Raw genomic sequence first — 22,896 nt, forward strand, 5'->3', positions numbered from 1 at the left:
CTCTCTACATTTTACATAAGTGTGCGATGTGTTTCCAGAAGAGAGCCCATCCTTAACACGGACGGACATGTTCTGTATAATGAAAAAAACAAGCTTTGGAGGTGCTGAAAAGATGAAACTGCGCCATTTTCTTCTTGGGGCCGGCATCGGCATTGCCGCGGCCGTTGTTGTCAAACAATATGTCATGCAGCCTTACATTTCTTCTGAAAAAGCGCTGCGCATCGTCAAGTCCGCTTTTAAACAGAGAGGCCCGATCGACGGTTCATGGATATATACCGTTCCGGAAGCCTATACCGTAAACGGCGAAACCGTCATGGTGTACAAAACAGGCATTACACGTTCTGCTTTCGGAGAGCTTGAACAGTACGAAGTCATGGTTGATGCGAAGACAGGCATGATCGTAGATGTGATTGATACCGCAGCATAGCATATAAAAAATGCGGCCTGAAATGGCCGCATTTTTTTATATGGCGCGAATCGGCCGGTAGACCGGATGCCACATCGCATCCTGTACAGCTTGAATCACATCGCCCGGCTCATTTTCTGCAACTCCGTCTTTTATGGCTGCTTTAATAACAGCCGTTGCCACTGTTGCGGAAACCGTGCGCAAATCCTCAACCTCCGGAAGGAGCGCTGCGCCGGGCCGTCCGGTGTCAACCATACCTGCGATCGCAGCTGCGCTAGCGTAAAACATGTTGTCCGTAATCAGCCTTGCTTTTGATACGAGCGTTCCGAGACCGAGACCGGGGAATACAAAGGCATTGTTCGCCTGGCCGATCGCATAACGGGTGCCGTTGTAATCGACAGGCGCAAACGGGCTTCCTGTGGCGACGAGCGCCCGCCCTTCCGTCCATTTGATCAAATCTTCTGGTCTTGCTTCAGATAACGGCGTCGGATTGGACATCGGAAATATAGCCGGCCGTTTCACATGCTTTGCCATTTCTTTTACGATTTCTTCTGTAAATGCGCCCGATACAGTAGAGGTTCCAATCAAAATGGTAGGCTGCACTTGTTTTACCACCTCAAGCAGATCGATTGTATCCCCCGGGCCGTTCCGGCTAAAGTCTTTGACCTCGTCGGCAGGCCGTGCATACGGCTTTTGAATGTCCTGCAAGTCGTTCATATCATCTGTCAGCAAACCGTTCCGGTCAACACACCAAAAACGGCGGTATGATTCCTCTTCCGACACCCCCTCTTGAATAAGAGCGGCGCGAATTTGCTCTGCGTTGCCGATCCCGGCCGTCCCCGCTCCGAATATGACCACTTTATGATCTTTTAGGGGCATTTTCGATATTTTGACGGCCGCAAGCACCGCTGCAAGGGTGACTGCTCCTGTGCCTTGAATGTCGTCGTTAAAGGTGCAAATTTTGTCTTTGTATTTTTTTAAAATCTGACGTGCATTTTGCGTTCCGAAATCTTCCCAATGCAGCAAAACGCCCGGAAACGTCTCGGTTGCGATTTGAACGTATTGATCAATAAACGATTCATAACGCTCGCCTCTGATTCTTGAATGCTGATTCCCGACATAAAGCGGATCATTGAGAAGCCTTTCCTGGTTCGTCCCCGCATCAATGACAACGGGAAGGACCTTGTTAGGATCGATGCCCGCAGCCGCAGTATAAACGGCAAGCTTTCCGATCGAAATGGCGATGCCTCCGACTCCCCAATCCCCGATTCCGAGAATCCCTTCAGCATCAGTGGCCACAATCAAATCGATCCGGCTTTTTTTAGCGGCCAGATTTTCAAATGCTGTTTTCATGCCTTCAGGGTCATTAACCGACAAAAACAGCCCCCGCGGCTTTCTGTATTCATGGCTGTATTGCTGGATTGCCGTTCCGACAGTCGGGGTATAAACAATCGGCAGCATTTCTGTCATATGGTCGTTCAGAAGCCTGTAGAACAGCACTTCATTTCGGTCATGAAGCGCCGTTAAATAGACGTTTTTGCTCAAGTCATCAGGTTGTGATTGGAACTGTTTATACGCCCGTTTTGCCTGTTCTTCAAGCGTCAGCACCTTGGGAGGAAGCAATCCTGTCAAGCCGAGAGCTTCCCTTTCCTCCGGAGGGAAGGCAACCCCTTTGTTCAGCAGGGGCGTTGCAAGGACTTCAAATCCTCTTAATTGCGTCTCGATCACTTGTTCATTCAGATTATTGTGGCTCACCCGTCGTCTTCCTTTCAAAAGTTAGTTATCCTTAGGATGGATAACTACAAAGCAAACCATTCACCAAAATAGCTTAGCGCCTTTCTCTCTTTACTGACTCTGCAATCTCGCCGTTTTCATCCCATTTTAATGCCCTATAAATGGCGTCATGGTAAAAAATGTACCAGGCGTTTTTCTCGGCGGCTTTCGCCTGCCATGCTTGCTTCGCCGCAATCGATGTCATCGGATAATCGTCGTACGCCAGCACCCAGAGAGGATTCTGATGGGCATGCGTCGGCATAATATCAGCCATATGAAGGGCCGTTTCGCCGGCATCCTCAAGAACGATCACGGAATGACCGTCGCTGTGGCCGCCTGTATGATGCATCGTAATTCCCGGCAAAACTTCGAGCTTCTCATCGAAGGTCCTCACTTGATGCTGAACTGCTTCCCAGTTTTCTTTCCAATATGTATTTTTGGAGCGGATATTCGGATTTCTCATCTCTTCCCATTCGATCGCAGACGTGTAAATCGCTGCATTTGGAAACACGGAAACAAGGCTTTCTCCCTCATAGCGCGTCAATCCGCATGCATGGTCAAAATGGAGATGTGTCATCAGAACGGCGTTGATATCTTCCGTTGAGAGCCCGAGTGCTTTTAACGAGTCAGCAATTGACGATTCTTCGGTGACCCCGTAATTTCGTTTCTGCTTATCCGTCAGTTTGCCGCGTCCGATACCGGAATCGATCAGCAAATTTGTGCCGTCTTTCTGAACAAGTATAGGGTCTGTTCTCAGTTCGATCTGATTTTTCTCATTAACGTCATACTTTTTAGACCAAAGCGGCTTGGGCACAACGCCGAACATGGCGCCTCCGTCCATGTGTGTGACGCCTCCGTTCAGCCATGTCAGCTTGATTCGTCCGATTGTTAAAGTTTCCATGATCATCCCTCCTTCTCCTATCGTAGCAAAAAACGCAACCCGAAGCTTCATTTGAAAGCAAAAAAACAGACCGCCGGAAGCAGTCTGTTTTTTATGTTCGCCATTCAGCTTCTACTCTGTAGATCGGCTGGCCTTTAGCGGCGAACTTTTCTTCGTATTCGGTCATCACGTTTCCTTGAAAATCGCTTTGATGCAGATCAAGGCTGACGAACGTCAAAACGAGTCCGTATTCGGAAAAACTGGTAAGGGAGTACTCAAATAACCCGCGGTTATCGGTTTTGAAATGAATCGCTCCCTTGCCTCCGAGCACCTGCTCATACTTTTTCAAGAACGCTTGATTGGTCAGACGGCGCTTTGCATGGCGTTTTTTCGGCCACGGGTCGGAAAAATTCAAATAGACCCGGTCGACCTCCCCATCTGCAAAAACGTCTGAAAGCATATTGGCATTAATGTTCAAAAGCTTTACATTCGGCGCCTCTGTCTGCTTTACTTTATCAACAGCGGTTACGATGACGCTTTTAAATAATTCGATTCCGATATAGTTTACATCCGGATTTTGCAGGGCCATTCCTGAAATAAATTGCCCTTTTCCGGTTCCTACTTCGATGTGGATCGGGTTGTCATTTCCAAAAATGGAATGCCATTTCCCTTTACATTGAGACGGCTCGCTGATCACAATATGAGAGTTTTCAGCCAGGTAGTCATCCGCCCAAGGCTTGTGACGCATTCGCATGTACTTACACCTCTATTTGTTATATCGTCTTACAACATACCATGAAATCCCGGAATCCCGCAAGGCCTCTTCCAAAGCAAAAAAGACCGAAGATCGGCCTCCGGGTCTTTCGCGTATAAATTACAGCTTTCTGAACATTTTAATCCATATACTCCGAGAATGAAGGGAAGTGCCAATATTATGGGCTTAAATCAGCAAAATCAGATTCATCTATTAAAAGATATTCTCTCAGACCATCAGGCAGACTGCACCGGAACCGTCGCTGAGTGCGAACAGATGGAGCGGATTATCAAGTCTTTAATGGCAAATACGAATCTTGACGCCGGCCTGAAAGGCGTTCTCGAAGACATTTATTTGTACAGCCAGAGGGGAAAATCGTCCGCTTCAATCAACAGCCACATTCAGGAACACCAGGATCATCTCACACAATGGGTGGAAGATATCGGCTCATTTTCATGAAGCTCCGGCGAGACGCTTCATTAATGCGTGAAGCTGTTCCAGCCCTTGGTGAAAGCCTTCCTGATTGCCTTTCGCTTCTTGCCAGAGTGTTGTCATTGCTTTTTCCGCCAATACGTACCAGGCCATTCTCAGCCTGAGATTGTCCGTTAACGAAGAGCCGTAGCGTTCGAGCCAGCTTCCCCATTCCCGCTCTTCAACGTAATGATAAAGAAGCGGCCCCAGATCGATCGCGGGGTCTGCAATCATCGCTCCATCCCAATCGATTAAATAAAGCTGGTTCTGATCTGTAAGAAGCCAATTGTTATGATTCACATCGCAGTGACAGACGACCTTTTCTCCGGACTGTACATCATCGAGATGGTGCTCCAGATACAAAAGGGCTTGGTCAAGCTGCGGTATCGGATATTGCCGGGCCTGGATAAACTGCTTCAATTGAGTGATTACAGAGCTTGGCTGAAAAGGCTGCTTGCCGAGTCTCTTCAGCATGTCTAAAAGCTCTTTGGAGCTGTGAATTTTCCGAAGCATCTCAGCCACCGCCTGGCTGTTCATATCCTTCGGCTTCAGTTCTCTTCCCTTGAGCCAGTGCTGTGCTGTAATCACATCCCCGTTTTCCATTCGTTTTGTCCAAACGAGCTTAGGAACAATTCCTTCCGCGGACAGGACAGCCAAAAAAGGAGAGCTGTTGCGCTTTAAAAAAAGCTGCTGTCCATTATGTTCTGCATAATATGCGTCTCCTGTAGCTCCTCCTGCGGGGGAAATCTCCCATTCGCTACCTAGTAATTGTCCCAACCAGTTCATATCGATTTTCAACCCATCATTTCATTAAAAGATTTTAAAAAGCATCTGCTCCCTAGAGCGGGCAGCAAACCGCTTGTATTGTCGTCTCTTTATATTCAAATAAAAAGACGGCTATTGAGAGTCATTTGTGCTAAACAATAGCCGTCTTTTAAATTTTAGCGCTAGACGCCAAACTTCGTCAAGCAAAACTAAAAAATCCCTTTTGGTTCGTATAGTACATAGGTTCCGATGCCGTTCAGCCGAAGCCTTTTTTCCGCTTGAACCTTCCCATTGAAGAACGTAAAAGGATCGCAGTGCAGCAAGTACTGTTTCTGGGCGGGCAGCTCAAGCGTTTCCTTTTTTGCAGACGGACAATGCACCACTATGATTTCGTTCCAGGGATCAAATGCTGCAATGTTCTTCAGCTTGTAGGCCGTCACTTCTCCTGTACCGCTCATAAAAGAAAGATGTTCCTTGACTTCCTCCTCTTTTTGCAGACGAAAAGCGGGATGGCTTCTCCGCAGCCTGATCAGCTGGCGCACATATTCGACGTCCTCGCAAAGCTCCGCCCGCTTTTCCCAATCGAGCCTGTTGATGCCATCTCCCGACCTGTAGCTGTTGCTGTCCCCATTCTTTGTTCGGCAAAATTCCTGCCCGGCATGAAGAAATGGAACGCCTTGCGAAAGCAGGACGATCGACAGCGCGAGCCTTTGCCTGAGCCGTTTTGTGCAGGCATCTTCTTCCGAACAGAAGGCCATCTTATCCCAAAACGTATGATTGTCATGGCACTCCGCATAATTGATTGACTGTGGCGGCAGCAAGAATCCCGGTGAGCCGGCAATTCCATGTTGAAGCTCAGCTTTTTTTCCAGTGTCCCCTAAAGCATATCCGCGGTCACCGAGCTCAAATGTACTCCCTTTGACTGCGTTTCTGAACCGATCATTAAAAAAGCCGACCGCCGGAACTTTCCTGGCATTTTGCAATGTTGCTTTTTGCCCGCTTTCAAGCGGGGTATTTAAATCCCAGCCTTCTCCGAACAGGAGCGCGCCCGGCTTCACATTCTCGGCAAGCTTACTGATTTGGCGGACGGTTTCAATATCAAGAATGCCCATTAAATCAAAACGAATTCCATCGACATCATATTCTTCAAGCCAATAGCGGACAGAATCGAGAATATATTTTCGCACCATCAGCCGCTCAGATGCAATGTCATTTCCGACGCCTGTTCCGTCGGCTGGAAAACCGTATTCATTATGTCTGAAAAAATACCCGGGAACCGTTTTTTCAAAAGGGGATGTTTCCCTCTTGTACACATGATTATATACGGCATCCATGATCACGGAGAAGCCGTGTTTGTGCAGCGTCTGAATCATCTTTTTCAGCTCGGTGATTCTGCTTTTGGGGTTCTGCGGATCGAGCGAATAGCTTCCTTCAGGCGCATTAAAATGAAGGGGGTTATAGCCCCAATTATAGGATTGGTCCGGAGACAGCTCGTCAACTCCGGCAAAATCGTGAAAGGGCAGAACCTCGATATGGGTAACGCCGAGCTCTTTCAAATAGGCAATTCCCGTTGAGAAGCCGCCGGACGTTTCAGTTCCGTCCTCTGTAAAAGCAAGATATTTGCCTTTATGGCGCATACCGCTGTCTTCATGAATCGAAAAATCGCGGATGTGAACCTCATATATAATCGCATCACAGGGACTGTGAAGGCTTGGCGCACGGTATTTTTTCACTTTGACTTCCTCAGGATCTATTACAACGCCCTTTTCCCCGTTTACCGTAACAGCTTTCGCATAAGGATCGACTGTCAATAACGGCGTCCCGTTTACATAAAGCTTATATAAATAGGACCAGCCGTTCAGATCGCCTTCGACCGTTACCTCAAAAACCCCCTTTTCTCTGCGCATCATTTGAAAAGTATTTGTTTGAAGCGAATCAGGGCTCTCCAGCTTGATCGCTGCCGTACTCGCGGTCGGCGCCCATACCTTAAATAAAGTACACTCTTTTGAATAAAAAGCACCGAGACGGCCGTCATAAAAAAAAGCCTTGTCAAACGCCGCACTTCGCGTAACAGAACCAATTTGCAGGTCTGTCCAGACGCTTTCTTCACAGCATACTTTATGAACTCTTCCGAATGGAACGGGGCGGCTGCTTTCGAGAACATACTTGAATTTCTCCTCAAGCTCCTCCGTCGCTTTTACCGAAAGCTCTATCTTCCCTCCTTGATCATCTTCAAGCAGAAAAGGGGGGCTGCAGCTTGACGCGCGGCTCTTCGGAACTAAAACAGTGATCGTTCTCATTTCATCGAGATAAGCTTCAAACGGGCGGCTGATACCCGGCATCTCAGTCTCTCCTTCATTCGAAAGATTTATGCTCTTAACCGAAGAGATTCGGTCCCTGTTTTGATGAAAACGGGCGCCCAGCCGATCACCTCTCCATCCGCTTGAAAGAGCACCCGCTCATTCGTATGAAAATAAATTTCTTTCGTCTTAAACGCCGTAACACCGTTTTTACCGATGTGTTTGCCGAATATCATTGCAAACAAGAGGCCGGCTTTTTTCAATAAGGAGCGGTCTTCAATAATGATCACGTCTAAAAACTCATCCCGCGGATTCGCGTTCGGTGCAATCTTCATGTCTCCGCCATAGTAGGGGTGATTTGAAACCGACGCAAACCAGATTTTTTTAAACGTACGCTTGTCATCCCCATTCTCATACGAAAGAACAAACGGTTTAAACGTAAACGCCGTAACAAAGAAAATCAGTGGCTGAATCAAATGATTCAGCCTGAGAGCAGCCGTCCATTTCGGCAAAGCAGTCATCTTTTTGACGGCGCAGGCATCAAATCCTAGGCTGAGATGATTGGCAAAATAAAGTTCGTTTTCACTGTCTTTCGTATGAAAGCTTCCGAGGGCATAGGTCCGGGTCAGCGATTGCCCTTTTCGCTTCATTTCTTTAATGACATTCGATTTTTTCACGGCAAAGCCGCGTTTAAAATCATTATTTAAGCCCGACGGGATGACGCTCAGCTGAATATCCCGCAAGCTGACTAAGCCGTTGAGCACTTCATGGACGGTTCCGTCCCCGCCGATCACCAGCAGACGCTTCAGCCTGTCATCCTGCATCGTTGATATTTGCCTTGCCAACACTTCAGCATGCCCGGGATGCTGGGTCATAAATGAGCGGTACGATATATTTGCCTTTTGAAGGTCTTTCTGCAATGATTTCCATACTCTGAAGGCCGTCGCATTTCCCGCCTTTGGATTTATGATGATATACCAATCGCTCATGATTCCATTCTCCATTTTATAGTATGAAAAAGCCGGGATAACGTTCTGGCGGTCAGCTCAGCCATTCCTGTCTCCGCATCGAGTCGGAGACGCCGTGCGACAACAGAATTTTCGCCGTTTTCAGCTGCTGGCTTTTAATCGGGGCGAAGTTCTTTTGCTGCTTCTCCAGCCACTCTTTCCAGTGTCTTTTGTCGCAAATGCTGATACCGTAAGGAGGTTCCGGATAATCGATATACGATGTCCGGCTGACAACGACTTTGCGCACAGGCAGTTCAATCCCCGATCCCTTTAACAAGCCGGAAAGAACCGTGCCTGTCCTGAGAAGCTCAACAGCCGGATTTAACAGTGACCGTTCTCTTCCTCTTACCGTTTTTTCTTTCCAAAAACGATCTTTGGAACCGATAAATGCGCTGTCCTTCTCGCCTTCGAGAAATGATATACAGTAGATCTCAAGAGGTGTGAGAATCAAGACGCTGAGCTCTACCGCAGCCTGATTCACCTGCAGCACCGGCCGATACATGATGAAATATGAATCCGGCAGCTGCTGTGCCAAAATGTGCAGGATTTTATCGCTTTTTATTTCCCGGGAAAGCCTGGATATGTCAGAGATTGTCGAGCTTGCCCATTTCAGCTGAAACTCGTACACGTATTCTTTGAAAAACGACACGAGTTCCTCCCCTGCCGCAGGAATTCTTGCAATCAAGCTTTCATCCGTTTCTCCATCCAGTCCGTTAAACCATTCATCGGCTTCTTTTCCTTTATTAATATCGGATGCTTCTTTTTTTCTCTTTAATGTAAATGTCTTCTTTCTTTTTCCGACCGTTTCATCATCGGCGGCTTCTTTATCGTAATGAAGGCTGTCTTTCTTTTTCTCAGCTATCTCTTTAATTGACTGCCAGCGCTGCTTTTTCAAGCGGATAAACTGGTTGATATAATGATAAGGATCCTGTTCATACCTTGAAATGCAGTCCTGTATTTTAATAATCTGTGCCATCTGCGTTCATCTCCGAATCTTGCTTTTCTGCAGCCGGCCGTTCACCGAAATGGAAAACGGCTTGATGCTCATATTTGGGAAGCCTGTCTAAATGAGTTTGAAAGATGGTGAAATGCCCGGCCGTAAAAGACACCGCGTCTTCAAGAGGCTCCAGGCGGCCGTTAAAAGAGGCCGATCCATTCCACTTTCTGGCGACCGTCATATGTGGATGAAAAGGCCGTTTTTCAATTTCAAATCCCGCCGCATCTGCAGCATGCTTCACCCGTTCCCTCACTTGAAAGAGAGCGTCTGAGTATTCCGGTTCCGCATGAAGAATTCTCGGCTCCGACGGCTTGCCGAAGGTTCCGAAACGTTTCAAGGCAATCTGAAACGGAGCCGTCTCAGCGGAGATCAGCTTGAGGCTGTCAGCAAGCATAGCCAGCTGCTCTTCTTCAGCGGAGCCGAGGAACACGAGGGTGATGTGGTAGTCCAAAGGATGCACCCATCTATGAAAAGAAAATTCCGGACGGCTGCTGACTGTTCGATAAAGCGGCTCACTAAGCTCCGCCGGAATTGGAATTCCAATAAAGTAATGCGGTTTGACTGACATATGTATGGCTTCCTCCTCATTCGTCTTCTCTATATTTTAACAAAAAATATAAGGACTTATAACCTCTCTATTTTCCACTTTCCGAGGCCTTATGATAGGATAATGACAGAATCATGTTTTTTGGAAAGGGTGCACAGCCGTGAAAGCCGTTCACAATATTGCAGAATTAATCGGGGAAACGCCCCTTGTCAAGTTGAACCGCGTTCAGCCCGAAAACGCAGCCCAAGTTTATATCAAGCTTGAATCTTTTAATCCGAGCGGAAGCGTGAAAGACCGCGCGGCCTACCAAATGATTGTGGATGCCGAAGAAAAAGGCCTGCTGAAACCGGGTTCAACCATCATCGAACCGACGAGCGGAAACACCGGCATCGGCCTTGCGATGAACGCTGCGGCAAGAGGCTACAAAGCCATTCTTGTTATGCCTGATACGATGACAAAAGAGCGGATCAACCTTCTGAAAGCGTACGGAGCTGAGGTCGTCCTGACGCCGGGGGATGAAAGGATGCCGGGCAGCATCAAAAAAGCGCAGGAGCTTGCTCGGGAAATTCCGGGCAGCTTTATTCCGATGCAGTTTGATAATGAAGCCAATCCGGAGGCTCACCGGAGATCAACCGCTCTGGAAATTGCCCGGGCAATAGAAGAAATCGGCAAACCGCTTGCCGCATTTGTTGCAACAGCAGGAACAGGGGGAACGATTACCGGAACAGGCGAAAAGCTGAAAGCGTTATTTCCGGGGATAACCGTTCATGTGGCAGAACCTGCAGGGTCGCCTGTTTTATCCGGGGGCAAACCGGGAAAGCACAAGCTTGTCGGGACAAGTCCGGGATTTATTCCAAACATTTTAAACGAAAACGTCTATGACGAAATCTTAAAGATCAAGGACGAAGAAGCCTATGAGATGACGCGCAGATTGGCGCGGGAAGAAGGAATCCTTGTCGGCCCTTCTTCTGGGGCCGCTTGCTTCGCCGCTGTTGAAACAGCTAAGAAGCTCCCTCCCGACAAAGTGGTCGTCTGTATGACAGCCGATACAGGAGAACGCTATTTATCAAGCGATTTATTTCAATTTGATTAAGAGAGAAAAGCCTGGTTTCTGTTGTGAAATCAGGCTCAGATTGTTGAAAAAATCCCAAAGCTAAGAGACGTTTTGGGATTTTTTCATCTTTTTAGCGTGAACCGCAACCCTTGCAGTCTAGGAAGGCCGAGCATTGAAGCTGGTTGTGATGACGGCAGTGTTCAGGCAGGACGACGCCTGCTCCGTTAGCCGCCGTTTCTCTTTTGTTCGTGAGCACCGACTTAGCAGGCCTGACAACGAATGCGAGGGTCTGCCGACACGGAAAGAAGCGGATAAAACGCCCGTAACCGAAAAAGAACAAAAAATAAAATGAATAAGACCGTTTCCTCACATGCAGCAATTCCTTTTCCTGCTTCAAAAAGCCCCTCTCCTGAAAACAGCAATGTTTAACAGCAAAAAAGCCGCTCTAGAGAGCGGCCGTCTTCGTTATGCTACACATGCATTCCTGTCCTGGCATCGTTGTGATCCGTTATATATTCAATCCGCTTGAAACCGCAGTCCTTTGCATTTTGATATAGAAGCTCCAGTTTTTTTGATCTTTGCAGTATATCGTGACAAAACTCGAATCGGCTGTAAGCACAATCAGCTCGCAGCTGCTTTTCATATATGATTCATATGTGCTGACATCTTCAGGATGGCCATCCTTCGGAAAAGCCTTCAGATCGGCGAAGATGAGATAGTACCTTGCGTCTTCCAGCCTTTTTTTAAATGCTTCTCCTGTCATCACCTGCGGATCTTGAGGAAAAAGATTTTCATCTGACAATTCACCGTTTTCTACGAGATAGCATTCGCCATCGGCAAGCAGCCAATTGAAATCGGCCGGTTCAACCGGCTTCAGCATATCGAGAAGAAAGCGCCCGTACCCGTTCGGGATTTCAAATAAAACGCCTCGCTTATAACTCAAGTCATCACTCTCTTTGCTACTTCGCCAATTCATAAATGGCCTGTGCATAAATCGATACAGCCTTCAGCAGATCATCAATTTCCATATACTCGTCTTTCTGATGGGCAACGTCGGGACGGCCTGGAAACAGCGGTCCAAATGCCACGCCGGCTTCCAGTGACCGTGCATATGTCGCCCCTCCGATCGAAATTAATTGTGCCGTTTCCCCTGTCTGCTCCTCATAGACCCGCTGCAGCGTTTGGATCAGCTCATGGTCTTTTGCTACATGATGGGGCTTGCTGTCTTTAAAGCTCACCAGCCGGGCGCCCTTTATTTGCGAAAGCCCGGATTTCACCCGATCGCTCTCTTCAGTCACAGGATAGCGGATGTTAATATGGGCTTCTCCGCCTTTTTCCTGTTCATACTGCAGCCGGCCGACATTCAACGTCAGCTCTCCGCTGATGTCATCGCGGCAGCCGATGCCGATTTTTTTCCCTCTCGTATCTCCGGCAAAAGCCCCGCTAACCGTTTGAACAAACTGGAGCCCGGCTCTGTCAAGGGATTGGGTATGTAAAAACTCGGACAAAATGAGGCCGGCATTGACACCGTTATTAGGCTCCATGGCGTGAGCTGATTTGCCGTACACGGTTAATGTCAGTCTGCCGTCTTCTTGAAGAATACGCCCTTCTGCACGCTTTTCTTTTACAAACCGGACAAATGACTCTTCAAAACCTGATGGGGCAGACCCCTCCAGGACGGCTTCGGCGTCATCAGGCACCATGTTCAGACGCCGGCCGGACCGGAAAGTCTCCAATGTTAAGTCCGCACCTGTTTCCGCTTGATCAGTTTCAATTTTTAAAGCCGCGTCAATCAGGCCTTTTTCCGCATAGATAATCGGAAAATCAGCATCAGGCGCAAAACCGGCCGAAGGCATCTCTTCGTGTTTAAAATAATGCTCCACACAGCGCCAGTCGCTTTCTTCATCAGTGCCGATAATCATTCTGATTCGCTTTGATAATGGGAGGCCGGAGTCTTTGACAATTTTTAATGCATGATACGCGGCCATTGTCGGCCCTTTATCATCAAGCGCTCCCCTTGCATAGATGCGGCCGTCTCTAATTTCTGCAGCAAACGGATCACTCGTCCAGCCATCTCCGGGCGGAACGACATCAATATGGCAAAGCACGCCGATGATCTCCTCGCCTTTCCCCCATTCGATATGGCCTGCATACCCGTCAAGATTTTTGACCGTAAATCCGCTTTCTTCCCCTTTATTCAAAAGCGCTGTCAGGCATTCTTGAATTCCTTTTCCAAACGGCCGACCCGGACCCGCCGTCTCTTCATCAAGGACGCTGTTGATTTTTAAAAAACCTTGAATATCCTCTACGATCTCATTCCGTCTTTTTGACACTTCCTGTTCCCAGTTCATAATTTCGCCCCTTCTTTTTTCAGTTTAGCCAAAAACCCTTGCAAAAACACCCGATAACGAATAATATAGATATTGTTTTGCTATAATGTTCGTTATTGGAGGAAATGATGTTTAACATAAAAGAAAACCAAACCACAGTCAAAAAAGAAATCCTCGCCGGTATTACAACCTTCTTTACAATGGTTTATATCGTCGTGGTCAACCCTAGTATCCTATCCGGTACAGGCGTCCCGTTTGATCAAGTGTTCACTGCCACAATCATTGCTGCCGTCGTCGGAACGCTTTGGATGGCGCTTTCCGCCAACTTTCCGATCGCGATTGCACCCGGGATGGGGTTGAATGCGTATTTTGCAGTGTCAGTCGTCGGCTCGTCCAACGGCGAAATTTCTTACCAGACAGCGTTCAGCGCTGTTTTCGCGGCCGGTATCCTCTTTATTATCTTATCGCTAACACCTCTTAGAAAACAACTGATCGAAGCCATTCCGGCTAACCTAAAATACGGGATTACCGCCGGAATCGGCTTGTTTATCGCTTTTGTCGGTCTGAGAGGAGCCGGAATCATTACCGCCAATGAATCCAATTTGGTCGGACTCGGCAATCTGCACTCGGCCGGAGTGATCCTGGCACTAATCGGCTTGGCTTTCTCCGTCGTTTTGATGGTCATGAATGTGAACGGCGCTCTATTTTTCGGTATGATCTTAACCGGCCTGATCGCCTTTTTTACCGGCCAGCTTGAGTTTACCAAAGGGATTCTGTCAATGCCTCATCTGCCGGAAAAACTGATCGTCACAAACCCTTTCGCCGCTTTTGGAGATGTCGTCCACTACGGCCTTTATTCGGTTGTCTTCTCGTTCCTGCTCGTCACGATTTTTGATACGACAGGAACGATGATCGGTGTCGCCGAACAAGCCGGACTCATGAAAAACAACAAACTGCCGAATGCAAGAAAAGCCCTTCTTGCCGATTCGACAGCGACGACGATCGGCGCAATGTTCGGGACAAGCCCGACGACCGCTTATATCGAATCATCCGCAGGGGTGGCCGCAGGCGGAAGAACAGGGCTTACGTCTTTAACAGTCGCTGTGCTTTTCGGAGCGGCGCTGTTTTTCAGCCCGCTTGTGAGCGCGGTCTCCGGGATCTCGGCGATTACGTCGCCGGCATTGATCATTGTAGGAAGCATGATGATCGGCGCTGTCACCAACATTCGCTGGAAAGAGCTTGACGAAGCATTCCCGGCCTTTCTCGTCATTTTGACAATGCCGCTGACATCATCTATTGCGACAGGCATTTCCCTCGGGTTTATTTCTTATCCGATTGTCAAAGCCGCGAAAGGCAAATGGCGCGAAATTCATCCGCTTGTCTTCGTGTTTGCCGTTCTCTTTTTCATACACCTCTTCTTTTTGGAAGGGCATTAAACGACTGAACCCCGTCTTTTTTAAAAAGACGGGGTTTTCAGCATCAGGCTGAGCGCGATGACGAGGCAGCACCAGATTAACCCCGGATAGAAAAACCAGTCAATGGAATTCCGCCTGGCTTCATAAAAAGCGTCGCTTTCTTTGTCTGCCCCCAGCAAAAAAACGCGTTCCATCACCTTGTCAAAATGGACGGACAACAGACTTCGATAAGCGAAGGCAAAAACCAGGAGAGCGCCCGCTTTCATCCAGATCGGTCCAACCATGATCAGCGCCGTAAAAATGCCGATCATTTGCATAAGCTGTCTTTTATAGTCCGGATGGCGCAGCATCACTTTAAAAAAGATTTCCTTAAGGCCATTTTGCACTGTACGGGCTTTAAAGATGTTCCGAGATTTTTTAAAGAACAGCCGCGGCCTTTTTGCCCCTCGTTTCCCCTGCTTCGGCACGCTTCCATCCAGGTTCAGCGACAGGAAAAATTTTGCGAGTCTCAGCTTTCTTCTGTTATCACATTCAACCTCTTCATAAAATAGATACATGTTGCCGAGAGTGCCGCAGGCGGTCTTCAGCGCGGCCGCAGACAGCACCATGCCGCTCAAGAGTACAACCGGCCAGGAAAACAACAAAACAACTGCACAAGCCGACAGCCACACGAAAAAGATCAGTCCGGCGTTCAGCACCCGGTGTTTCAGCTTGTACTGCCATCCGATGTTCCGCCTCTTCAAGACGGTGATCAAGGAATTGAGACAGAAATAAAAAAAGAATACGGCGAGACAAGCGGGCAGTTCAATCCCAAATTGTCTGACGAACAGAGGAGTAAACACGGCCGCCGCCAACAGCCATTTGCAAAACTGGATAAACAGACAATATAAATAGCCGCACCTTTTCATGTCCAGCACGAGTGTCTTTTTTTGCAACAAATAAAGCTGATCAGCTTCCATTAAAAATGTCCTCACAGACCCAAACAGCGTAAAAACGGCCGGAGCAAGCACAATCAATCCGGCCTGCCATCCGTTATCAAACGACCCTCCATTCAGCCATTTGATATATTGATAAACGCCGATTCCAGCCGCAGGCAGTACAATATACAGCGCAACCGTCCAATCGATGACCAGTTTGATGATCCGGAGCTGATAAAGACAGTCCGCTTTCAGCCTGCTGATAAACAGAGCCCGGCCGCTCATGCGGGCGCACCTTTTACAGCAAAGTAAAAGCAGTCAAGCAGCGAGCCACCCGAAAGGCCGGTTTTCTCCTGCAGCTCTTCGAGCGTACCTTCCAGCATCAGACGGCCATTTGAAATCAGCAAAAAACGGTCACAGATCTTCTCGGCGGTATCCAGCACATGCGTACAAAGCAAAATACCCGCTCCCCGCTTCTGCTCTTCTTTCAGCATATCCAAAAAGAGGCGGCTTGCGATCGGATCGAGCCCGATAAACGGTTCATCGATAATATATAGATCAGGCTGCATGAGAAAAGCATGGATCAGCATCAGCTTTTGCTGCATCCCTTTCGAAAAGCTCCCCGGATAATCATGAAGCGCATGCTCCAGCGAGAATCGCTCGATGAGCCGATTCGCCCTCGGCAAAAACGAGGACTCGTCCTCCTGCAAAAACGTCCCTAAAGCCGTGATATGCTCCCATAAAGTCAATTCGTCGTAAAAACTGGGCTGTTCAGGTATGTATGCATAGTTTGACGTTTCAGCCCATTCAACCTGCCCGGCCATATGCCTTGTTAAACCGAGTATCGTTTTAATTGTCGTGCTTTTCCCCGCTCCATTCGGTCCGATTAATCCGACAAGCTCGCCTTCCCCCACAGTAAACGATATATTTTCGATCGCCGATTCCTTTTCTTCATAACCGGATTTTTCAATATGCACTTTTAATTTCATTATCTTTACCACCTCTCTTTTACTACGTATGAAGCTAGAAAAAGTTTAAAATTTTTTTGGCAAAAAAACGTGATCGTACTGCATGTTCTGCTCACGATTTTCATTTTTTCATTAATTTGGCTCCGGCTTTTTTCTGGATATTTGGCAAAGAGATCGTGTATAATATTTATTGATCATTTTCAAGAAATGGTCGCTAACCGTCCATGCTGCATTTTGGAGTCGTAAGTTGTGGTAGTCAAGTCCATTCGATCATACGATAGGGAGTGGTTGTTTGAAACCTTCAACAAACCGAATGCTAACCAGGATCAAATCAGTATACATGTTCATTCAAGAAAAAGGACTCGTTACAACCCAGGAACTGGTTGATGAATTTGGCACTACACCGAGAACAATCCAGCGTGATCTGAATGTGTTGGCATACAACGATCTAGTACACAGCCCCAGCAGAGGCAAATGGGAGACTACAAGAAAAAAAGTGAAAATCTCCTCATAGTAATATTCTGAAAAATTGAACTTTAGCGCTGAATATCATATAGGACAGCCATCAAACATAAAAAGCATCAAACCCGATGAAGTTTGATGCCCCATAAACCAGCTCTACAGGCACTCGACGAATCAGAGTGTCTTTTTGTTTTGCAATGCGGCAAGCTCGTGCTCAGAGAGCTCTCTGTATTCCCCCGGCAAAAGCTCTCCATCAAGATCGACATCCCCCATTTTCAGCCGCTTTAAATAGATGACGTCACGGCCGACCGCCTTCAGCATTCTTTTAACCTGATGAAATTTTCCTTCCGTTATTGTCAAAAGCAGACGTTCCACGCCGTTTTTGCTTGCCAAAAGCGACGCTTCAGCCGGTTTTGTGACATATCCTTCACCGATATCGACCCCTTTTTCAAGCTGATCGAGAGCCGCCTGATCAATCGGCTTATCGACATGTACTTCATACGTTTTAGGCACGTGTTTTTTCGGCGATAAAAGCTGGTGTGCCAACTGGCCGTCATTCGTTAAAAGCAGCAGCCCCTCGGTATCCTTGTCAAGCCTTCCGACCGGAAACGGCTCAAACCTCAACAGCTCCGGATCGAGCAAATCAACAACCGTTTCCTGGCGGCTGTCTTCTGTCGCTGACAGCACGCCTTGCGGCTTGTTCATCATCAAGTAAATAAATTCCTGATAAACGACGGGTTCGCCGTAAACCGTGATGTCGTCTGATTCCGGGTCTACATGCTCTTTTGCGTCTTTGATCAGTTGATCATTCACCCGCACCGCCCCGTTTTTCAGCATTTTTTTGACTTCTTTTCTCGAACCGTAGCCGCTGTTTGACAACAGTTTATCCAATCTCATGAAGACACTCCCTTTTTTTACATAAAAAGAAAAGCCCTTTTTAGGAGGCCTTTCTTTTGAAAAAGCGATTCAACCGCTGACCGAACATTTTTTCGAGCAGTTTCACACGGTAAGCCAAGTACAGATAAACCGATCCGCCGACCGCGGTTGTGATGAAAATGACGACAGCAGATTTGATCTGCCCGCCTTCATATGAAATAAACAGACTGAGTAGCGCCTGAACAAGCAGCAACATGATGCCCATGACCGCCGTCAGGATCAGCATCAGCAAAAACCGTTTAAACAGTTTGCGATACGAATAGCCGGCATGGCGTTTAATCATAATAAATCCGTACAGGAGTGACGCTGAATAGCCGAGCGCCGTTGCCAAAATCGATCCGCTTCCTTGAAACAGCTTGATGAGCGGAACGTTAAGCCCGATTTTAATTACAATCCCGATCATCAGGCTGACAACCGCAAATTTCTGCTTGTTCACCCCCTGCAAAATCGCAGCGTTGACGGTAAAGAGCGAGAATAACAGCGCCACGGGCGCGTACCAGAACAAAATATCTCGTCCCATTTCAGGGAGCAGGCTTTCCGAGCCGTAAAAGAACGTGTAAACCGGACCCGATAAAAGAGCCATACCGACTGATGCAGGAAGAACGATAAAAAGAATGATCTGCATCGCCTGATCAATCTGTTTATTTAAAGCAGGGAAATCTTTGTTGGTAAAGTTTTCAGTCACCGCCGGGATCAATGTCAGGCCGAATGCCGTCGCGAGAGATACCGGTATCATCACAAGCTTTGGCACGTACAGCGTCACGATCGCCATCAAATCCTGGCTGATGTTTTGATAGCCGGCTGCAATCATCGCTTTATTAAACGTATTCGTATCAATGTACTGGTAAAGCGGTATCGCCAATCCGACAAAGATGTATGGGGCGGCATAGCTGAACAGCTCCTTAAACATCTGCCGGTACGTAATATTGGCGGAAGGAACCAGGTTCGGCTTCAGCGCCAAAAGCGCCCCTTTTCTTTTCTGCCAGGAAAAATAAAGCGTGAACAGCCCGGCGAATGCGCCGATCAAAGCCGCAAAAGTCGCATAGCCGACAGCTACGACAAGCCCTCCGTCTAATACTTTGATCACCAAATAAGTAGCCGTTAATAGAAAGACGATTCTGGCAATTTGTTCAACGACCTGTGAAACGGCTGTCGGCCCCATCATCTGGTGACCTTGGAAAAAGCCTCTGATCAGCGCCAGGATCGGCACAACAAGTAAAGCGAGACTGACCATGCGAATGACATACACGACATGTTCAATCGTCAGCCCGTTGTTTTCTGTTCCGCCGAGAGCCATCTCCGCAAAAAACGGGGCAGACAAATATAGAATGGAGAAAGCAATGATGCCTGTGACGAGCATCATCGACATTCCGGCGCGCAGCATCCTTCTCGTTGTTTCATAATCGCCCATCGAGTTATATTTTGAAACAAATTTGGACACGGCCGCTGGAAATCCCATGGTCGCAATGCTTAAAAAAATCGTATATTGATTATAACCGTACTGGAACAGGGCACCGCCGGTGGCACCGACCATGGCTCCGAACGGAATCAAGTAAATCATTCCGAGGATCCTTGAAATATAGGTACCAAGCGTTAATACAAAGGTGCCTCTTAACAGTTTGCTTGACATGTTCCCAATCACCATTTTTCTTCAATAGATTCAACTTTTCTATTTTAACATACAGGCGCATTACTCAGGTAATAATAACATGGCTAAATTTTAACATCCCCATGTTTTAACGTTTTTTCATCCTGCCGATCTTTCGTTATAATAAGAAGATGGAGCGCGGATATTATCTGATGAAATCCCTCCCGCCTGCACAGAATGCAGGCTCTACAAGACAGGAAAGTTGAGGATATTGGTATGAAGTATTTTGATGTCATCGTCATCGGCGGAGGCCCCTCCGGGCTGATGGCCGCCATCGCGGCCGGTGAACAGGGGGCGGACGTTCTTTTGATTGACAAAGGAAACAAACTCGGCCGCAAGCTGGCCATTTCGGGAGGCGGACGGTGCAATGTGACGAACCGCTTGCCGGTTGATGAGATCATCCGGCATATTCCCGGAAACGGACGCTTTTTGTACAGCGCTTTTTCTGAATTTAACAACGAGGACATCATCAAATTTTTTGAGCGCCTTGGCGTCAAGCTGAAAGAGGAAGATCACGGAAGAATGTTTCCTGTCTCCGACAAGGCGCAGAGCGTAGTTGATGCACTTTTAACAAGGCTTGAACAGCTTCATGTAAGCGTGCAGACAAACGAAAAAGTGAAAACAGTCCTATACAATGAAGAAAAAGCGTGCGGGATCGTGACAGGCAGCGGCGAACAAATTGGAGCGGGCTCTGTCGTTATCGCTGTCGGCGGGAAAAGCGTCCCGCATACAGGATCGACCGGAGACGGCTATGAATGGGCGGAAAAAGCCGGCCATACGATTACGGAACTGTTCCCGACAGAAGTTCCGGTTACGTCTGACGAGCCTTTTATCAAGCAGAAAACATTGCAAGGCCTATCATTGAGAAACGTCGCTCTCAGCGTATTGAACAAAAAAGGAAAACCGGTCATCACCCACCAAATGGATATGATTTTTACCCATTTTGGACTTTCTGGGCCCGCTGTCCTCAGGTGCAGCCAATTTGTCGTTAAAGAGTTGAAAAAGCAGGAAAAAGTCAGGCTGAAAATCGACTTGTTCCCTGACATTCATGAAGAACAGCTTTTTCAAAACATGCATAAAGAATTAAAGGACGCTCCGAAAAAATCACTCAAAAACATGCTGAAGCCTTGGATGCAGGAAAGGTATCTGCTGTTTCTTCTCGAGCGCAACAAGATTGATCCTTCTGAAACGTTTTCATCCCTTTCCAAAGACCGTTTCAGAGCTTTCGTCAAAGACTGTAAAGAGTTTACCGTCAACGTGAACGGCACTCTTTCGCTTGACAAAGCCTTTGTGACCGGCGGAGGGGTTTCCGTAAAAGAAATCGATCCTAAAAAAATGGCGTCCAAAAAAAAGGAGGGGCTTTATTTCTGCGGGGAAATCCTCGATATTCACGGCTATACGGGCGGGTACAATATCACATCCGCGCTTGTCACAGGCAGACTTGCAGGCATGAATGCAGGCGGATTTTCACTTTGCCGTAGAAAAAAATAAAATTGCTCCAAACCCTTGACAAATGTGGAATGGCAGAGTTTCAGCGCAGTGCTGAGACTTGTGCCTTTTTTGAAAAGTATGTTACGGTTAAAGAGTTTTGTTTCACCTGATTGTGGGGTAATAGGGGAAGCTAGGTCAAACTTCCTGAGAGAGAATGAATTTTATATGTGCAACTCATACTAAACATAATGATGGGAGTAAGGACGAAAAATGATTAGAGGGTGAGGATGATTTTGAAAAATATTTCAAGCGTTTTTTGGATTGTGATTGTTATCACAGCAGCAGCTGTATTATGGGGAATCGTTGCTCCTGATAACCTTCAGGCGTTAACGACTTCGATTCAAGGTTATGTTACGAACACACTAGGATGGTATTATTTATTGGTGGTTTCTCTGTTTGTCGCATTCAGCATCTTTTTGATCTTCAGTCCGATCGGAAAGATCAAATTAGGGAAACCTGAAGAAAAACCTGAATTCTCTCGATTATCTTGGTTTGCCATGCTTTTTAGCGCAGGTATGGGCATTGGTCTCGTATTTTATGGCGCGGCTGAACCGATCAGCCATTTTGCCATTAGCTCTCCATCAGGTGAAACAGAAACAGCCCAGGCCTTCAGAGATTCTCTGAGGTATACATTTTTCCACTGGGGATTGCATGCATGGGCGATCTATGCGATCGTTGCTCTTTGCATCGCGTACTTTAAATTCAGAAAAGACGCGCCTGGCTTGATCAGCGCGACGCTGTTTCCGGTCTTCGGCGACAAAGTCAACGGACCGCTTGGAAAAGGGATTGACTGCATCGCTGTCTTCGCAACCGTCGTCGGTGTAGCGACTAGTCTCGGAATCGGCGCCACGCAGATCAACGGCGGACTCCATTATCTATTCGGAGTACCGAACAGCTTTCAAGTGCAGCTGGCAATTATTGCAGTCGTTACCGTGCTGTTCTTAGTTTCCGCATGGAGCGGTATCGGAAAAGGCATCAAGTACTTGAGCAATACGAACATGGTGCTGGCCGGCATCCTGATGATCTTTATGCTGTTCGTGGGACCGACAGTGTTGATTATGAACTCGTTTACGGACACGATCGGAACGTATATCTCCAACGTGGTGCAAATGAGCTTCCGCCTTGCGCCTAATGATCCGGACAGCCGTGAATGGATCAATTCATGGACGATTTTCTACTGGGCTTGGTGGATCTCCTGGTCGCCGTTTGTCGGTATTTTCATCGCCCGCGTATCAAGGGGGCGCACAATCAGGGAATTTTTGATTGCCGTATTGTTTGCCCCTACTGTGCTGGCGTTTCTATGGTTTTCAATTTTCGGGGTTTCAGCGATGGATCTTCAGCAAAAAGGGACTTTTAACATTGCAAAACTGTCTTCAGACACGATGCTGTTTGGCATGTTTGACCACTATCCGCTGGCGATGATTACATCTATCATTGCCTTGGTGCTCATTGCCGTATTCTTTATCACTTCCGCAGACTCGGCAACATTTGTTCTCGGCATGCAAACGACTTACGGTTCACTGAATCCTGCGAATTCGGTCAAGATATCATGGGGAATCATCCAGTCAGCAATGGCTGCGGCGCTTCTGTATTCAGGCGGACTATCGGCCCTGCAAAACACCGCCATCCTGGCCGCACTGCCGTTCTCAGTCGTCGTGATTTTCATGCTTGTATCGTTGTATAAATCTCTGTCACAAGAGCGGAAAGAAATTAAACAGGCTGAGAAATTCCAGAAGCCAAGAAGCCCAAGGGTGAAAAAAGCATAAACGAAAACA

21 protein-coding genes and 1 pseudogene are annotated in these 22,896 nt (G+C 47.5%); 7 read left to right on the plus strand and 15 right to left on the minus strand.

Annotated features, from left to right (window positions below):
- Positions 1-112: 112 nt before the first annotated feature.
- On the plus strand, positions 113-427 hold the full coding sequence (locus tag KI350_RS02870) for a PepSY domain-containing protein (protein WP_020452616.1): 315 nt from the start codon (positions 113-115) through the stop codon (positions 425-427).
- Positions 428-463: 36 nt separating this feature from the next.
- Here the strand turns inward: KI350_RS02870 and KI350_RS02875 are convergent, their stop codons facing one another.
- The 3 genes from KI350_RS02875 to trmB form a co-directional block, all read right to left on the minus strand.
- Entirely contained in the window at positions 464-2,161 is a 1,698-nt protein-coding gene (locus KI350_RS02875; RefSeq protein ID WP_165395384.1) for an NAD-dependent malic enzyme, read from the minus strand.
- A 73-nt stretch (positions 2,162-2,234) separates the two neighbouring features.
- Complete coding sequence (locus KI350_RS02880) at positions 2,235-3,080, minus strand: YtnP family quorum-quenching lactonase (protein ID WP_023855520.1); 846 nt, start codon at positions 3,078-3,080, stop codon at positions 2,235-2,237.
- Between the two features lie 91 nt (positions 3,081-3,171).
- On the minus strand, positions 3,172-3,813 hold the full coding sequence (trmB, locus tag KI350_RS02885) for a tRNA (guanosine(46)-N7)-methyltransferase TrmB (protein WP_023855521.1): 642 nt from the start codon (positions 3,811-3,813) through the stop codon (positions 3,172-3,174).
- 180 nt (positions 3,814-3,993) lie between these two features.
- Between trmB and KI350_RS02890 the strand changes: the two genes are divergently transcribed.
- Positions 3,994-4,272 (plus strand): YtzH-like family protein, encoded by a 279-nt coding sequence (locus KI350_RS02890; RefSeq protein WP_020452620.1) that lies wholly within the window; start codon positions 3,994-3,996, stop codon positions 4,270-4,272.
- Here the strand turns inward: KI350_RS02890 and KI350_RS02895 are convergent.
- The 5 genes from KI350_RS02895 to thpR all read right to left on the minus strand — a co-directional run bounded on the left by KI350_RS02895 (position 4,267) and on the right by thpR (position 9,921).
- The gene (locus tag KI350_RS02895) at positions 4,267-5,070 is read right to left on the minus strand and encodes a phosphotransferase family protein (RefSeq protein WP_020452621.1); all 804 of its coding nucleotides are present in this window, start codon (positions 5,068-5,070) and stop codon (positions 4,267-4,269) included. The genes KI350_RS02890 and KI350_RS02895 overlap by 6 nt on opposite strands.
- A 188-nt stretch (positions 5,071-5,258) precedes the next feature.
- Positions 5,259-7,391, minus strand: coding sequence for a type I pullulanase (gene pulA, locus KI350_RS02900; protein ID WP_059231754.1), 2,133 nt, complete (start codon positions 7,389-7,391; stop codon positions 5,259-5,261).
- Positions 7,392-7,417: 26 nt separating this feature from the next.
- A complete protein-coding gene (locus KI350_RS02905) occupies positions 7,418-8,338 on the minus strand; it encodes a YegS/Rv2252/BmrU family lipid kinase (RefSeq protein ID WP_039072921.1) in 921 nt (306 codons plus the stop codon).
- 52 nt (positions 8,339-8,390) lie between these two features.
- Positions 8,391-9,332 (minus strand): hypothetical protein, encoded by a 942-nt coding sequence (locus tag KI350_RS02910; RefSeq protein ID WP_039072922.1) that lies wholly within the window; start codon positions 9,330-9,332, stop codon positions 8,391-8,393.
- Positions 9,316-9,921, minus strand: a complete 606-nt coding sequence (thpR, locus tag KI350_RS02915) for an RNA 2',3'-cyclic phosphodiesterase (protein WP_039072923.1) — start codon at positions 9,919-9,921, stop codon at positions 9,316-9,318. Before thpR ends, KI350_RS02910 begins: the two co-directional genes overlap by 17 nt.
- A 139-nt stretch (positions 9,922-10,060) precedes the next feature.
- On the opposite strand from thpR, the gene cysK reads away from it, so the two are divergent.
- On the plus strand, positions 10,061-10,993 hold the full coding sequence (cysK, locus tag KI350_RS02920) for a cysteine synthase A (RefSeq protein ID WP_020452626.1): 933 nt from the start codon (positions 10,061-10,063) through the stop codon (positions 10,991-10,993).
- A 91-nt stretch (positions 10,994-11,084) separates the two neighbouring features.
- Here the strand turns inward: cysK and KI350_RS02925 are convergent, their stop codons facing one another.
- The 3 genes and pseudogenes from KI350_RS02925 to pepV all read right to left on the minus strand — a co-directional run bounded on the left by KI350_RS02925 (position 11,085) and on the right by pepV (position 13,305).
- Positions 11,085-11,351: a hypothetical protein gene (locus KI350_RS02925; protein ID WP_052252269.1), complete on the minus strand. Its 267-nt coding sequence runs from the start codon at positions 11,349-11,351 to the stop codon at positions 11,085-11,087.
- Positions 11,352-11,424: 73 nt separating this feature from the next.
- Positions 11,425-11,897: pseudogene (locus tag KI350_RS23285) on the minus strand (DUF2691 family protein).
- 16 nt (positions 11,898-11,913) lie between these two features.
- Entirely contained in the window at positions 11,914-13,305 is a 1,392-nt protein-coding gene (gene pepV, locus KI350_RS02935) for a dipeptidase PepV (protein ID WP_059231752.1), read from the minus strand.
- A 107-nt stretch (positions 13,306-13,412) separates the two neighbouring features.
- Between pepV and KI350_RS02940 the strand changes: the two genes are divergently transcribed.
- On the plus strand, positions 13,413-14,720 hold the full coding sequence (locus KI350_RS02940; protein WP_025810983.1) for an NCS2 family permease: 1,308 nt from the start codon (positions 13,413-13,415) through the stop codon (positions 14,718-14,720).
- 20 nt (positions 14,721-14,740) lie between these two features.
- On the opposite strand, the gene KI350_RS02945 is transcribed toward KI350_RS02940, so the two are convergent.
- Positions 14,741-15,901, minus strand: a complete 1,161-nt coding sequence (locus KI350_RS02945) for an ABC transporter permease (RefSeq protein ID WP_059231750.1) — start codon at positions 15,899-15,901, stop codon at positions 14,741-14,743.
- Entirely contained in the window at positions 15,898-16,605 is a 708-nt protein-coding gene (locus KI350_RS02950) for an ABC transporter ATP-binding protein (RefSeq protein ID WP_020452632.1), read from the minus strand. Before KI350_RS02950 ends, KI350_RS02945 begins: the two co-directional genes overlap by 4 nt.
- Before the next feature lie 271 nt (positions 16,606-16,876).
- Here KI350_RS02950 and KI350_RS02955 point away from each other — a divergent pair, with 271 nt between their 5' ends.
- Positions 16,877-17,098: a DeoR family transcriptional regulator gene (locus KI350_RS02955; RefSeq protein ID WP_003184500.1), complete on the plus strand. Its 222-nt coding sequence runs from the start codon at positions 16,877-16,879 to the stop codon at positions 17,096-17,098.
- A gap of 122 nt (positions 17,099-17,220) precedes the next feature.
- Here KI350_RS02955 and KI350_RS02960 read toward each other — a convergent pair whose 3' ends face one another.
- Both KI350_RS02960 and KI350_RS02965 read right to left on the minus strand, forming a co-directional pair.
- Positions 17,221-17,943, minus strand: a complete 723-nt coding sequence (locus tag KI350_RS02960) for a pseudouridine synthase (protein WP_020452633.1) — start codon at positions 17,941-17,943, stop codon at positions 17,221-17,223.
- 40 nt (positions 17,944-17,983) lie between these two features.
- The gene (locus tag KI350_RS02965; RefSeq protein ID WP_020452634.1) at positions 17,984-19,612 is read right to left on the minus strand and encodes a putative polysaccharide biosynthesis protein; all 1,629 of its coding nucleotides are present in this window, start codon (positions 19,610-19,612) and stop codon (positions 17,984-17,986) included.
- Between the two features lie 234 nt (positions 19,613-19,846).
- Between KI350_RS02965 and KI350_RS02970 the strand changes: the two genes are divergently transcribed.
- Complete coding sequence (locus KI350_RS02970) at positions 19,847-21,121, plus strand: BaiN/RdsA family NAD(P)/FAD-dependent oxidoreductase (RefSeq protein WP_059231747.1); 1,275 nt, start codon at positions 19,847-19,849, stop codon at positions 21,119-21,121.
- 230 nt (positions 21,122-21,351) lie between these two features.
- Positions 21,352-22,887, plus strand: coding sequence for a glycine betaine transporter OpuD (gene opuD / locus KI350_RS02975; RefSeq protein WP_106070689.1), 1,536 nt, complete (start codon positions 21,352-21,354; stop codon positions 22,885-22,887).
- The last annotated feature ends 9 nt before the right edge of the window (positions 22,888-22,896 follow it).

This window comes from Bacillus sp. J41TS8, from assembly GCF_018333035.1.
Lineage (GTDB): Bacteria > Bacillota > Bacilli > Bacillales > Bacillaceae > Bacillus > Bacillus paralicheniformis.